This is a genomic window from Sorangium sp. So ce185 (assembly GCF_051526825.1).
In the GTDB taxonomy this organism is placed as follows: domain Bacteria; phylum Myxococcota_A; class Polyangia; order Polyangiales; family Polyangiaceae; genus Sorangium; species Sorangium cellulosum_D.
The window spans coordinates 11,584,032-11,598,840 of sequence record NZ_CP150316.1; the positions used below are offsets into that span (position 1 = coordinate 11,584,032).

Here is a 14,809-nt window from a genome sequence, read left to right on the forward strand (position 1 = left end):
GAGGCGGGCCGCGGCGGCCCCAGCGGCAGCGCGCCGGGGCCTACGGCAGGGGCCAGCGCCGCTCGCGCTTCAGGCGCTCCAGCAGCGCTGCGAGCGCCGCCGCGTCGAGCTCGAGGAGCGACGCGTCGTCGTCGGGCGAGAGCACGATGCCGAGCACCTCGCACACCTCCCTCACGGCCAGCTGGAGCCCCTCCGTGCGGCCCTCGCGCACGCTTCTCTCGCGGAGCGACGAGAGGCTCGCGTGGCCCTCGCGCTGGAGCAGGTTGGCGAGGGCGGCCTGCTGCGCCGCGGCCCGATCGTAGAGCGCCTCGACCTCTAGCGGGTTCTGCAGCACGCCTGGCGCGTGCAGCAGCTCTCCCGGGACCGCTCGCCGCGGCGGCGCGCCGGGCGCGTGCACCTCGACGTGGCGCGGGGCTTCGAGGCGGACGACCCAGACCCAGCGCGTCCCGGCGACCAGGAGGTCGTGGATCTTCTGCGTGAGGCGCGCCTCGTCCTCGCCGAGGTCGGCGTACGCGATGGCCAGCGCCGGCGCGCCCGGCGCCCACGTCGGCGTGTCGGGCACGTTGCCCACGGCGACGTGCGGCGCGCGGAGCAGCTCGGGCGCAGGGCTGTAGCCGGTGCCGATGCCGGCCTCGCGGACGGCGGGGTCCCAGGCGACGACCGCGGCGCCGAGCAGGTGGGCGCTCGAGGCGCGCCCGCCGCTGGGCAGGCAGAAGACGGGGTGTCCATGGGACAGCTCGTACGGGTCGCCTGGCCGGATCTGAGCGGCGCGGAACGGCCCGGGCGGATCGGAGCGCGTCGCGGGGAGGACCGGCGCGGCGGGGTCCGGGGGAGGCGGAGATGCCGTGGCGGGCGCGGGGGTAGGATTGCCCGGGGCCGGGTCGAGCGGCGGGAGCTGTGCCGGTGCCGTGGGGCAGGACAGGATCTCGGGCGGCTGAATGGGATACTTGGGTCGCATGCCCGTGGATTCCGGGCATGCACGAGGATGCATCATCGTTTCGGCGGCCGGCTGCCGCAGCGGTCTGCGGCGAGGCGCAGGGGCACTGTCGACCGGTCCAACCGCCCTCATGGACCGCGAACCGCCTCGGCGGACCGGTCCGAGCGCCCCTGCGACATCGATCCAGGCATCGGGAAGCGGTTCGACCGCCCTTCCGGCATCGATACCACGCGCCCGAGGGCGGTCCGACCGCCCTTCCGGCATCGATACCACGCGCCCGAGGGCGGTCCGACCGCCCTTCCGGCATCGATACCACGCGCCCGAGGGCGGTCCGACCGCCCTTCCGGCATCGATACCACGCGCCCGAGGGCGGTCCGACCGCCCTTCCGGCATCGATACCACGCGCCCGAGGGCGGTCCGACCGCCCTTCCGGCATCGATACCACGCGCCCGAGGGCGGTCCGACCGCCCTTCCGGCATCGATCCAGGCACCGGGGAGCGGTTCGACCGCCCTTCCGGCATCGAGATCACGCACCGGCGGCCGGTTCGACCGCCCGCCCTGCTGGCAGCGGTCGGTTCACCGATGCTCCTGATTCCCATCTGCCCGCAGGCGCGCCCATCCGGCGATCTCAGCCACGGAGGATGGGGCGGCTGGGCTGCTCGCTGGCCCTGTCCGATGTACCGGCAGGGGTGCTAGAGTGCGCATGGGTCTCCCATGCGGCTGCTCAATCTGCACGTCAAAAACATCGGCCCGTTCAATGAAGCGCGTCTGGAGCTCCTCCAGGCGCCGGATGATCCGGTACCGGTAGCGATCATCACTGGGGAGAACGGAACTGGGAAGACCATTCTCCTCGATGCGATTCGGGGTTTGTTCGGGGACCTCTACGGGGAGCCTGAACGCGCCATCTGGCGAAACGGGGAGCCATTTTTTGTGGAGGCCACCCTGGTCGTCGAGGGACACCAGAAACTGCTCGATACGGCGGCAAAGCAGCCAGGGACGTTCAGCTTCGGCCAACTTCGCCAGGATATCTCCAAGCTTCCCTTGAGAGTGGAACAGGGGGGGCGATGCCCGAACTGGGTAGTGGACTTCTGGCGATCTGCGCTGCCCACAGATGCGTACACCATCACCCAGCTGACACGTCAGGAACCGAAGCTTTTTCTGAAAGACGCCCTGAAAGGCATCCAGCGTAACGCCGCGGTGACCGAGCTCATCTGTACGTTCGATTACCTCCGCGGCAGCGACGATCCTCGCGATCGCCGGGACGGTGAGGTCCTCTACGAGACCATACGCCGCATCGTCGAGCTCAGCGTGCTTGACGGGGAGCTGAGCCACGTGGACCGGCGCGCGTTCATGCCGATGGTGCGTCAGAGCGGCCAGCTCGTGCCGCTCTCCAACCTCAGCAGCGGCAACGCGTACCTCATTCAGCACATGATCGGATTGCTGGGCAAGATGTACGCCGTGCACGTCTTGCGCGAAACGGACGCCTCCGACCTTTGCAAGACTCCTGGACTGCTGCTCATCGACGAGGCCGAGAACCACCTGCATCCTCGCTGGCAGAAGCGCTTTCTAGGCGACGTGCTCAGCATTTTCCCGAATCTTCAGATCATTGCCACGACGCACTCGCCGTTCATCGTCGGCTCGGTCCCGGGTGCGCGGGTGTTCGTTTGCCGTTACGACCGGGAACGAAAGACCTGCGTGGTCGACGATGCCACAGATCTGTACGCGAACAAGCCGGTGGAGGAGATCCTTCTTTCCCCTGCATTCGATGGCACACAGCCGTTCGGCGAGGAGATCTCGCGCCTGCTCGAGGAACGAAAGGCCGCCTTTGAGGCGGGGGACTCCGTCCGGCGAAAGGAGATCGAGAAGCAGCTCAAGGACAAGAACCCCGAGTACTTCTCGTACATTGATATCGAGGAACGGCTACAGTCGCTGCGCGGAGAGGGGAAATGATCCCGATCAAGCGACTGCAGATACCTGATGTGCTCGCTCGAAATGAAGATCGCTGGCGCGCCGCGTTCCTGGAGCAGCGCGCAAAGGATCCACAGAAGCGGCCCAGCTCCAGGCAGTATGCACATCCGGACATCGTTTCCGCCTTGGAGGCGATGAGCCATCATAAGTGCTTCTACTGCGAGCAGAGCACGAAACAGACGCGACGCGAGGTCGATCACTACATCGACATCGCCGAAGATCCGACGCGCGCGTTCACGTGGGCAAACCTCTACCTCGCCTGTTGGGAGTGCAATCACCAGAAGCAGCCCCATCGGGCCATCCCCGTGACCGACTGCCTGGACCCTTGCGCCCCCGGCACTCAGCCTTCCGCCCACCTGATGTTCGAGAAAGAGCTCATTCGAGCTCGAGAAGGCTCGTCACAAGGACTCGCTACGATTAAGAAGTACAGGCTCGACCGGAAGGATCTGGACCACAAGCGATTGAAGCAGCTTCAGCTGTTCAACGAAGCACTGGTCCGCATCAAGGATGCCCAGATCGCCGATGGCCGCAAGGACATGAACGAAAGCGAGAAGGCGCTGCTGCGGAGCTTTTGTCAGCCAGATTTTCCCTTCTCACTCATGTTCACGGTATACCTCGAGCGTCACGGTCTCTAAGATATCCATCGAGGTGTCCGACGCGACGGCCTCCGCTGCTCACGTGCACCGCGCAACGCGGCGAGGCGCGCCAGGGAGACGTATCGAGGAGCATCGCTGCGTCGGGATGCCGTCAGCCTGCTACTCGTCTCGCGCGCAGCGCATACCGTAAAAGGACAGCGTCCTCTCCGGCAGCTCGCCGATGCGGTACGTCGGGCTGAGCGTCTCCTCGCCGTGAGAGAACGCCCCTCCGCGGGAGCCTCTCCCGAAGCCTCCGTCGCTCAGGGCCGCGCAGTTGACGCAGTTCCCCGTCAGCGCGAGATCGGCGTGGTAATCGAGGACCCACTCGAACAGGCTCCCTGCCAGATCCGCCTGACCCCACACCCCATCGCCCGCCGGGGACTTGGACCCGACGGGCGGTATCGGACACACCGTCGTCGTGGTCTCGCAGCCGTACACGGCCAGCTCCTCGCTCGGGGCCTTGTCGCCCCACGGATACGCGCGGTGCTGGTTCCCCGCGACGGCGGCGTAGTTCCACTCCGCTTCGGTGGGCAGCCGGCCCTCGTCCCAGGCGCAGAACGCGAACGCGAGATACCAGCTCACGCAGTTGATGGGCGCCGCCTCGTTGCCGGTGGGCTCGTCGGTCCACGTCCGGAAGTTGGCGTCGCATTGCAGCGAGGCCCGCAGCTCGTCCTTGCCCGCGGGCAAGCTCGCGTCCCACGCCGGATCCCAGCCGCTGCCCTCGATGAGCGGGTGCGCGCCCGCGCCCGCCTTCGGCTTTGTCGCCGGATATCCCTCGACGAACTGCCGGAACCGCCCCACCGTCACCTCGAAGCGATCGAGGTGGAAATCGGCCACCGTGGCCGGATAGCTCGCGTCGTTCAGGCGGTTGAACTGGCCACCCACCACCTCGCCCTCCGCACAGCAGCTCTCGTCGACCGTCGGACCGCAGGTGGGCGCGACCTGGTCGCAGCGCGACAAGACAAACACGTTGGGCTCCACGTCAGGGATGCACGCGCCCCCGGCGATCAGCGAGATCGCGACCGCGGCGAGCGGCCTATGAAAATGCATTCGCACGCTCTCCCCTGTGCGCATCAGAAGCTCCCGGAGATGCTGGCGCCCGCGCCGGACGGCGCGATCCACGGCAGCGCGACGGCTCCCTGCGCCCGCGCTGGCTCCCTCTCGCCGCCCGCCCCGACGATCCCGTACACCGCCACCCCCAGCGCGACGAGCCCCGCGCCGCCGAGGCCGACGAACAGCCCGACATCGCGGTTCTTGCGCGCATTGTCGGCCGCGAAGTCATAGCCGGGGTTGCAGTACGTCCCGCCCGGGACCTCGCGGCAGTTGTCGCGCAATGCGCCGATCGCCGATAGATCGTCGATCAGGAACCCGACCGACGCGCCCACGAGCGCGATGCCGGCCGCCCCCGAGACCCAGGCCCACGCCGGGACGCCGCCGCCGCCCGGCGCCTCGTCCGCCTTCGCACGCGCCGCCGTGGCCCCGGCCGCGGCAGCGGCCGCCGGCCGCAGCGTGAGCTCGACCGTCTCCGTCTGCCCCTCCGCCATCGTGATCGCGCGGGTCTCCGTCTCGTGCCCGGGGGCGCTCGCGCGGATCTCGTGCGGGCCAGGATCGATCGGCAGCGGCTCGCCCAGCGCGGCCGCCGGGAGCGCCGTGCCGTCGCGCTGCACCTCGACGCCCGCGGGCGCGCCCTCGACCACGATGCGGAGCTTCGGCACGCGCGGCTCGAGGGCCGCGATCTCCTTCTGCGCGATCTGCTCGAGGCTCCGCTTCCGCTGCTCCCCCGCCGTCTCGCGGTTCAGGACCAGGGCTCGATTGTAATCGTGCCACGCGGTCGCGAGCTTGCCTTCGCGCTCGTGGCATCGCGCGATGTTGATCATGGTGCTCGCCGAGGGGTTGAGCGCGAGGCTCGCCTCAAACTTGGGGCACCCCGCCGCGTAATCGCCCTTGTCGACAAGCGCGCGGGCGGCCTTGAAGAGCGCCTCGGCGGCCACCGGGTCGCGCGCCGGCTCCTGCGCGCGCGCCGCCGCGCCGCAGAGCAGGACCGCCACGGCCGACGCGAGCCCGACGACAGCCCTCCTGCCCGGCGCGAGCCCCGCGCCACGGCGGATGTCGGCGATCTGGAACCTCGGCGCCTCGAGGTGGCCTCTCCCGAGCGGGCGCGTTGTCGTTTCCGCCATGTGTGCTCGTTCCGCTGCGGCGACCCCGCGGCCGCGCGGGGAGACCCTACAACAAAACCTGACGGACGACCAACCTGGCAAGATCCAGCGAGGCTTCGCTCGACGCGAAGAGCTCGTCGTGACCATCTCTTCCGCGCCGAGCGCGAGCGCCGCCGCGACGTGCAATGCGTCCATCCCAGCCAGGCCATGCTGCGAGGCCAGAGCGAACGCATGCGCCGAGAGCTCGGCCGAAAGCGGTGCCCAGTCGCAGACCGCGGAGAAGAAGGTCTCGTGGAATTCGGCCTCTTCGCGGCGCGAGCAGAGCGGCTTCGGCAGCACCTCCAGCTTCAACAACGCACTGACGACGAACTCTCGCCTTCATCGTCGAGACCGAGAGAGCGCGCTCTGCATGCTTGCCCGTACCTCGCGCCGCGACGCTCAAGACCGCCGCATCAACAAAGGTGCGCATCGCCCACCAGCGCCAGCGCCGCGGCGCCACCCATCACGGATCGTCCTCCACCCACAGCCGCGGCCCGTTGTCCCGCCCCGGCGCGCGCTGCCCGACCAGCACCGCCCCCACCCACACCGCCTTCGCCGGCTCCCCCGCGTCGCCCGCCTGCGGGCCGAGCAGCGATAGCCGCACCACCCGCTCCCCCGGCGCGAGATCGTCCCCCAGCCGGATCACCCCGCGCCCCACCCCGTCCTTGCCGCGCTCCTCCGTCGCCGCCTCCCACAGCGTCGCCCGCGTCAGATCCCCGCCACGGCCCGCCAGCACGCCGTCCGGGATCGTCACCCGCCGGAAGAACGCCGCCTCCCGCGACCCAGGCTTCGCCCCCTCGATCCGGTAGCGGATGCGGTAGTCCGCGTTCGCCCCGGGCGTCACCACGAACAGCACGAGGTGCAGCGTCTCGCCCGCCGCCTGCTTGAACCGGTACGTCATCGGCCGCGCCCGCGTCAGCTCGAACACGTCGCGCCGGCGCACGATCGCCCCGCCGTTCGCCGGCGGCGCGTCCGTGTACGCAACCCCCGCGCCGCCGAGCCCCTCGATCTCGACCCGCCGCGTGCCCGCGGGCGCCGCCACGCGCAGCGCGCCCGACAGCGCCACGATCGGCTCCCTCAGCGCCACCTCGCCGTCCACGCGCACCGCGACCTCCTTGCCTAACGACACGCGCGCGGCCCGGTAGATGACCGACAGCCGGCCCGCCCGCGCCCCCTCCCCGTCCACGCGCACGTCCTTCGCCACCAAGAGCGGCGTCCACGCGTCGCCCGGCGACGCCTCCCCCGCCGACTGCCACGCCGGCATCAAGAGCCGCCGACGCACCGGCGCATTCTCCGGGAGCAGGATCCGCTCCGGGCGATCCGCGTCCGACTTGGCGCCCTCCCCGGACCGCTCGATCCGCACCTGCTCGCGCAGATCCGAGAAGCGCTCCTTCCGCTCCAGCTCGTCGAGGTTGGCCGCGCGGACGTCGGTCCACGTGCTCACGTCGAACGGCGCGTAGCGCCACGTCTCGTCCTCGGCCAGCGTGACCCGGTACGGCAGCCGGTACAGCGTCTCGTTCACGCCAGGCTCGATCGCGCGCAGCCGCACGTGCGTCCTCGCGTCCCCCGTGATCTCGATACGCTCGACCCCCTCCGGCGGACGGAGGATCGCGAGCCGCGGCTCGGACGCGTCGAACCCGTCGGTCCACCACTCGAAGCGCGAGCGCGGGAGCGTCACCTTGAGCTCCGCGCGCTCGGTCGGACCCGGCCCCCACCGCGCCACCACCGTCGCGTCGCCCTGGTTCGCGCCGCCGCTCGCCTCGATCTCGGTCCGGATCAAGAGCCCGAGGAGCTCCTGCCCGGGCGCCATCCGCGCGATGACCGGATCGCTCGGATCCAGCGCCAGGTAGCGCACCAGGCGCACGTCGGGGGGCGTCTGGAGCCGCAAGGGCGCGGCCCGCGCCGCGCCGGGGGCGTCCGTCGCCGGGTCCGCCGCCGCGCCAGCAGCCTCCGCCACCGCGCCAGCAGCCTCCGCCGCCGCGCCAGCAGCCTCCGCCGCCGCGGAAGGCGCCGGCGCGACCGCGGGCGGGGGCATCGCCGGGTGCACGATCTCGCCGATCTGCTGCATCGCCTGCGCCTCCGCCGCGCCGAACCGCACGCCGAAATCCGGGCCGACCCCGTCGATCACCACCGTCCGGATGTCCTCCCGCGACAGCCGCACCGTCGCCCGCCCGAGCGGGCCGAGCTCGACGCTCGCGGGCGCGCTCGCACCGTCCGCGACGCGCACGGTGCGGCCCGGCGGGCCCTCGATGTCGAGCGACAGCGGGCCGCGGAAGTTCAGCGCCGCCGCGTGGCGCTCGCCGATCACGAACTCGGACGCGCCGCGCCCCTCGGCGCGCGGGAACGGCATCCGGAACCGCCGCAAGAGGAGCCGCGACATCTCGTAGTCGATCCCCTCGCGGCCCCCGGCCTCGAGCCGCCGCGCCCAGCCCCGGAGCAGCTCCTTGCGCGACGGCTCGGGCAGGTCGGCGAAGCCGAGCGCCGATACCCGGCGCCCCATCTGCCGCCGCTCCTCGGCGTCGAGGCTCTGCTCGTAGAGCGCGCGCGACGCCTCGCTGCGCTGGTAGCGCCCCTCCAGCCGCGACAGGATCGTCAGGTCGAGCGGCCTGCCGTCGGTGTCCACGGCGGGCTTCGCCCGGAGCCGCACCTGCCCGCCCTGCGGGAGCACGTCGTGCGTGATGAGCAGCGTCGAGCGCGGATCCGTCACCGCGCCCGCGCCGCTCGCGAGCCGCGCCGCGTACTCGCCCTCGCCGAGCGGGCGGTCCGGATCGCAGCTGACCCGGCTCTCCAGGTCGTACACGTGCCGCGCGACCTCCTTGCCCCGCTCGTTCACGAACGCCGCGACGAAGCCGTAGGGATAGCGCCGCGCCGAGTCGCAGACGTCGGCCTTCACGGCCGCCCAGGTCGTCACCTCGACCGCGTCGATCTCGGCCGGGATCTTGATCGCGAGGTCCCGCTCCGGCTCGATGTGGTAGGCGAGGATCTCGTCCTCGGCCGGCAGCGAGGTGCCCAGCGGCGGCGCGCCCGGCAGCATCGAGAGCGCGAACGCCGTCACCCCGAGCAGCGCCATCGCGATGAGCCAGCGCGGGTTCAGCGCTTTGCGCGGCGCGCTCACGTGCGCGCGGAAGCCCCCGGTCGCCGAGCGCGCCCGGAGGGGCGGACGCGCGGGGCGCGGCGGCGCGGGCGCGGTGTGGTCCGCCGGCGCGCGGTGCTTCGCCGGGGCGGTCACGGGGTCGCCTCCTGCCGCGGGGCCGCGCCGGGCGTCGCCGACCCGGACGCAGGCACCGACGACCCGGACGCAGGTACCGACGACCCGGACGCAGGTACCGACGACCCGGACCCGGGCGCCCCCGGAGCCGCCCCGCCGCCCGGCGAGCCCGCCTCGGTCCGGAGCGCGCTCGTGCCGATGGTGACCGCGCGCCGCAGCCGCACGCCGCCGGGCACGGCGGCGCCCGGGACCGCGACGAGCGCGCCGTCTATCGGCAGGAGCTGCGCCTCCCCCGGCCGGGCCGCGATGACCCACGGCCGCCCCGTGATCACGTCGCGCCCGAGTTCCACATGGCACCGCGCCTCGACCCGCGGCGGCGGCGCCGCACCGGCTCGCGCCGCCGCGCCACCCCCCCGCGCCGCCGCGCCACCACCCCGCGCCACCGCCGCCACGCCCCGCGCCGCCGCCGCCGCCACGCCCCGCGCCGCCGCCACGCCTTGCGGCGCCAGCGCCGGCGCATTCCCCTGCGCGGATGGCCCGGACCCGCCCCCCGGCCCAGCCGCCAGCGCCGAGAAATGCGCCCGCAGGTAGTACGGGTTCCGCTCGGTCGCGTAACGACGGAAAGCTTCCATGGCAGCAGAGAGATCGCACCCCTCGGTCACGCCCCGCGTCGGGCACGCGTCGTCCCCGCTCGCGCCCGCGCCCGAGCTCCCCGCGCACGTCGCGAGCGCCTGCGCGCGCGCGGCCACGTCGAGCGGCACGGGCGCCACGCCGAGCCGCGTGAGCCGCGCCTCGAGGCGCGTCTCCCCCTGCCCCGGCGCCGCGAAGCGCCGGAGCTCGAAGAAGCGACGGATCGCGCTGCCCAGGTACACGATCGCGAACCGCCCCTCGGCGAACCGCTTCGCGTAGGCCATCGCCATGTCCGTCGCGCCGCTGAACGGCACCTGCTCGCGCGTGCCGTCGAAGATCCCCACGCGCAGCTCCAGATCGCGCAGCGTCTCGAGCAGCGGCCCCGCGAACGTGGGCACGTGCTCCGGCCGCACGACCTCGTACCCGAACGAGATCACCGCGTCGCGCTCGTAGCTCCGGTCCGCCTCGATCGCCTGGACCGACAGCGCGTTGCCGCCGTCGCCGACCCAGACCTCGTGCGCCCGCTGGAAGAAGCTGCGCAGCCCCTCGGCGCGCCGCACGTCGGCGGCCCCGCTCGGCTCCGCCGTGGGCACCGCCCCCGCGAGCAGGAGCGACTGCGCCGAGAGCGCGTCGGCGAGCGCGAGCCCCGCGCCGAACGCCCCGATCTGCCAGCGCGGCGCGGGCACCTCGACCAGCATCGCGCCCGTGAGCGCCGTCCTCACCGCCTCCGGCGAGGGCGACACGGGCAGGATGCCGCCGATCGACGGCGCAGGGCCGGCGGGGTCCCCCCCGCGCGCGGCCGGCGGCGGCGCGGGCGCGTTCGCGAGCACGAGCCACGCCGGGTTCCCGCGGCGCTCCGGGCCGCCCTCCTCCGGCCCGGGCTCGGCGATGCCCCACGCCGCGGGCGCGGCGTCGGTCCCGCCGATGCGCACCTCGCGGAAGCCGAGGCGCCCGAGGATCGCCCGCTCCCACGCGGTCGGCGGCGGCGCGCCGGCGGCGCCGCCGGGGCGCGTCGCCGCCGCGATCAGCCGCGGCGCCACGACGCTGTCGAACAGCCGCAGCTCCTCGATCGACGGCGGGCGGAACCGGCCCGGCTGGACCTCCGTCAGGGACACCATCCGCTTCGAGAGCTCCTCCTCGAGCGTCCCGCTCCAGCGCACGACCTCCGGCGCGCCGAGCACGCGCGCGCCGACCGCCTCGGCGACGTGGCGCGGCACCCGCAGGCGCGGCGCGTCGGCGAGGAGCGTCGACTGCTCGGCCGCCGGGCGGAACGTCATCGCCGTCTCGGCGCCGAGCCCCTCGCCGATCGACACCACCGGCAGCCCCGCCGGCGTGCCCACCACGCTGAGCTCCGGCGCGTCGCCGCCGCCCGGCTCGACGATCAGCACCTGCGGGCTCTCCAGCGCCTCGATCATCGAGGCCGCGAACGCCTCGTCGTGCCGCCGGATCGCGCCGTGGCGCGACAGCAGCACGACCCCCGCGGCGTCGAGCAGCTCCGCGACCCGGAGCGCCACCGCCGGCAGCGCCGAGCCGACCTCGGCGGGCGCCGCCAGCACCACCCACTCCGGCGCCCCCGGGCCCCGGCCGGCGCGCCTCCGGATCGCCGCCCGCGGCGCGCTCGGCGTGTCCTCGGGATCGTCGAACCGGGCGCCGAGGAGATACCACGGCCGCTCGCCGTCGCCCGCGCGCCCGACGAAGAGCCGCGCGCGCTCCGCCACGGCGAGGATCTCGTCCGCCGGCCGGCCGTCGCGCAGCACGCTGCGCGCGAGCCGGTGCGCGACCCGCCGCGACTCGATGTCGGCGGCGATCGCGGCCGCCCTCGGGCGCGGCCCGGGGCGCGGCGTCGTGTCGGCCAGCACGAGCGACAGCGCGGCGCTCTCGACGCGCGGCGGCGGGCGGACCTCGGCCGCGGGCGGCGGCGGCGCGCTGCCCCAGCCGAGCGCGACGAGCGCGTAGCCGACCCCGTTGCCGACCAGGAACGCCGTGAGCGACACCTGGATCGTCGGCATGATCACGATGCCGACGTGCTCCTTGTTCCACATCTTCACGGCGAGCAGGCTCGGGAGCAGGTAGCCGAACCCGAAGTAGTCGATCATCTGCAGCCCCGGCGCGAACCGCACCATGGCGAAGCCGATCGCCATCTTCACGATGAAGCCGAGCACGTACACGAAGATCATGCGCCTCGGCCCCACGAGCAGCATCCGGGAGAAGGGGCGGACCGAGGTGATCCAGCGCGAGAGGTAGTAGACGACGAGCGCCTCGATCGTGGTCGTGAGCAGCTTCGTCGGCTCGTACCAGGCGACGGCGAGCAGGCCGGGCACGAGGATGCCGTTGTAGTCCCACCCGTAGCGGACGTTGTTGCGGGCGCCGAGCAGCGCGCCGATGACCAGGATGATGTGGGCCTTCGGCAGCTCGAGGAACTCGAGCGACAGGCTCTCGTTGAGGACCTGGAAGCGCGAGACCGAGAGGTTCGTCGTCCGGAGCAGCACGCCGAGCACGAGCGCCGTCAGCGCCGTGACGACCGCGAGCCGCGGCGCCGCGCGCACGAGGCCGCTGTTCCAGAAGGCGTTCGCGATGAGCGGCACGAGCACGAGCCCGATGCTGTAGAGCTCCCGCGAGTGCACGAAGTCGTACCGCGCCGACACCTCGGGCACGACGAAGCCCTCGACGAAGAGCCGCACGATCACCGCGCCGACGATGAACAGGTAGAACCGCTCGCGCCCGAACGCCGTCGACCAGGCGCCCGTCCGGGTGATCCAGCGGCCGATCAGCGCGACGAACAGGTACGTCACGACCGACTCCGCGATGATGAACACCGCGGTGACCGGCGCCGCGAAGAACACCGTCGCGAGGTAGCCGGGCACGACGAGCCCCGCGTACGTCCAGCCGAGCGTCTCGGTGAAGAACGTCCCGAAGACGAGCCCGATCAGGACCGCGGTGTGGAGGCTCCGATCGAGCCCGTTCGGTGGGAAGAGCGGCAGGTTGTCGAGCATGCGGCGGGCGGCGGGGGCGGCGGCGGCGGGCGGGTCGGGCCTTCGCGCGGCGCCGCCCGGTCGGGCGGGGAGCGCCGCTACGGGAGCGTGGTGGCGAGGCCGATCGCGCTCGGCGCGCCCCAGCCCGTCGGGTAGTCCCAGCCGGGCCCCGCGGCAAAGAACTCCGTCTCGCCGCTCACGATATCGCGGAACGTCGCCTGCACTTCGGGCGTCGTGTAGAGGATCGAGTTGAGGAACCCGACGCGCGGCAGCCCCTGCGCCTCGCGGTAGCTGTTCACCACGGCGATGAGCCCCGCGAACGCCGGCGCGGAGAACGACGTCCCGCCGTAGCGCTGCCACTCGCCGAGGTAGTAGACCCAGTACGGGGCCGGCGAGGCCGCGGCGTGCATGGCGACGTCGGCGACCGCGCGCTTGCCGTCGGAGCCCTCCACGACCCCGACCTGCCACGAGGGGATCGGGAACGAGAGCGTCGGGCCGGAGCCGGAGCGCGGCCAGGCGACCTCGCTCTCGACCTCGCCGTTCCTGGTGAGCCAGAGCGACGTCCCGCCGACGCCGGTCACGTACGGGCTCGCCGACGGCGTGTCGGTCTGCGCCGAGTCGCCGGTCGCCGCGACGACCGTGATCCCGAGCGCCGCCGCCATGCGCGCCGCGTTGTGGTACTGGAGCCGCACGGCCGTCGGCTCGGAGTCCTCGCGGTGGGCGAACGAGTCGGTGATGACCGACACCTCGCCGCGCGCGATCGCCTCGTTGAACGTGTAGACCATCGACGTGTTGCGCGCGTCGGGCCCCTGGTACACCACGAGCTCCGCCTCCGGCGCGAGGCCCCCCGACCACTGGACGTCGAGCGTCGACTCCAGGTAGCGCGTCGCGATCGGCTCCATCGTCACGACGACCTCCGGGTTCGCCCGCTGCACGCCGAGCGCCCGCCAGAACGACTGGAGATCCCTGTACTTGAAGGTGGCGCCGACCGTGACCCCGAGCTTCACGCCCTGGCCCCGGAACCCGAGCTCGTAGAGGTCGTCGAGATCGTACGCGGCCGCGATCTGCGCGAGGGTCATCCCCCCGTCGATGCCGTCCGGCGGATCCGGCTCGATGCTGCCGCCCTCGGCCGGCAGCGGCTTGGCGCTCGCCGCGAGATCCGCCGTGATGATGCCCGTCGTGCGAGCGGACACCCACGTCGGCACGGTGAGCTCGCCGAGGGTGCCGTAGACGTCGAACGGGGGATTGCCCGCCTGCGGGTTCTCGCGCTCGAAGACCCGGAGCTCGGTCTTGAAGGCCTCGTTGAACTGCGCCACCGTGCCGGTGAACTGGATCAGCAGCCGGTTCGTGGCCGTGAAGTTCACCGTGAGCCCCTGCTCCTCCAGCCAGAGCTTCACGAGGTGCACGTCGAGCTCCCGCGGCGCGTGCGCCGCGATGAGCGCCTCCGGGGTGAAGTACTGCCGGAACCGCGGGCCCTCGGGGTCGTAGATCTCCTCGATCGCCTTGTCGAGGAGCCCCGCGTTGCGGATCGGGAAGCCCATCAGCGCGCGGACGATCTCGTCGCCGCCGGCCGTGCCCTTGTCCGTGTACACGCCCGGCAGGGGGGCCGGGATGCCGTCCGTGGCCTCGGTCGGCTCGAGCTCTTCCTCGGTGAAGTCGGGCAGCTCGTCCGGCAGCGCGACCCCGCCCTCCCCGCCGGCCCCGCCGCCGCCTTCCGCCGCGCCCCCGCCGCCGCTCCCGGCCTCGGCCCCGCCGCCGCCGGTCGCGCCGCCCGCGCCGCCGGCGCCGCCGCCGCCCGCGCCGCCGCCGCCGCCCGATGAATCGAAGACCTGCACGTCCGACTCGCAGCCACAGCTCGAGGCCGAGAAGGCCACGCTGCTTGCCAGAACGAACAACCCGAGGACAGGAGCGGCCCGGAGAGAGGGTGAAGTGCGGCGCATACCCAGAGCGATTCAAACCCCTTCCGACAGGCCGATCCAGCCCAATCTTCAGCGCGCGCCGACGTCGCATCACACGGGCGCCGCCCGCAACACAACGCGCCTCGGCGGAGGGTGCGGAGCACCACATCGCACCTTGTCTCGAACAGATCCGCCGCTGCGCCGCGGCGCGGCGGCTCGGTCGGAGCGCCGCGCCGCGGCGCGCATGGGCATGGGCCCGAGCGCGCCGCGCGCGGCGCGCCCCGGCGCGCCCTAGGGGGCGTCCTGCTTCTCGAAGCGCAGATGCATTTGGCGCAGCGGACCTCGGTAGACAATTGTATCGATGCG

8 protein-coding genes are annotated in these 14,809 nt (G+C 72.8%); 2 read left to right on the forward strand and 6 right to left on the reverse strand.

All coding sequences use genetic code 11. The annotated features are described in order from the left end of the window. Positions 1 to 40 precede the first annotated feature (40 nt). Complete coding sequence (locus WMF26_RS42715; protein ID WP_437997406.1) at positions 41 to 958, reverse strand: hypothetical protein; 918 nt, start codon at positions 956 to 958, stop codon at positions 41 to 43. A gap of 693 nt (positions 959 to 1,651) precedes the next feature. Here WMF26_RS42715 and WMF26_RS42720 point away from each other — a divergent pair. Together WMF26_RS42720 and WMF26_RS42725 are read left to right on the forward strand one after the other, a co-directional pair. Beyond that, positions 1,652 to 2,887 (forward strand): AAA family ATPase, encoded by a 1,236-nt coding sequence (locus WMF26_RS42720; protein ID WP_437997407.1) that lies wholly within the window; start codon positions 1,652 to 1,654, stop codon positions 2,885 to 2,887. Then, a complete protein-coding gene (locus WMF26_RS42725; RefSeq protein ID WP_437997408.1) occupies positions 2,884 to 3,540 on the forward strand; it encodes an HNH endonuclease in 657 nt (218 codons plus the stop codon). Before WMF26_RS42720 ends, WMF26_RS42725 begins: the two co-directional genes overlap by 4 nt. Before the next feature lie 120 nt (positions 3,541 to 3,660). Here the strand turns inward: WMF26_RS42725 and WMF26_RS42730 are convergent, their stop codons facing one another. The 5 genes from WMF26_RS42730 to WMF26_RS42750 all read right to left on the reverse strand — a co-directional run bounded on the left by WMF26_RS42730 (position 3,661) and on the right by WMF26_RS42750 (position 14,419). Further along, on the reverse strand, positions 3,661 to 4,590 hold the full coding sequence (locus WMF26_RS42730) for a formylglycine-generating enzyme family protein (protein WP_437997409.1): 930 nt from the start codon (positions 4,588 to 4,590) through the stop codon (positions 3,661 to 3,663). A gap of 23 nt (positions 4,591 to 4,613) precedes the next feature. After that, positions 4,614 to 6,047: a PEGA domain-containing protein gene (locus tag WMF26_RS42735; protein ID WP_437997410.1), complete on the reverse strand. Its 1,434-nt coding sequence runs from the start codon at positions 6,045 to 6,047 to the stop codon at positions 4,614 to 4,616. Between the two features lie 151 nt (positions 6,048 to 6,198). Further along, positions 6,199 to 8,964, reverse strand: a complete 2,766-nt coding sequence (locus WMF26_RS42740) for a hypothetical protein (RefSeq protein ID WP_437997411.1) — start codon at positions 8,962 to 8,964, stop codon at positions 6,199 to 6,201. Next, positions 8,961 to 12,566, reverse strand: coding sequence for a poly-gamma-glutamate biosynthesis protein PgsC/CapC (locus WMF26_RS42745; protein WP_437997412.1), 3,606 nt, complete (start codon positions 12,564 to 12,566; stop codon positions 8,961 to 8,963). The genes WMF26_RS42740 and WMF26_RS42745 overlap by 4 nt, the downstream gene beginning before the upstream one ends. A 77-nt stretch (positions 12,567 to 12,643) precedes the next feature. Next, entirely contained in the window at positions 12,644 to 14,419 is a 1,776-nt protein-coding gene (locus WMF26_RS42750) for a S53 family peptidase (RefSeq protein WP_437997413.1), read from the reverse strand. Positions 14,420 to 14,809 lie beyond the last annotated feature (390 nt).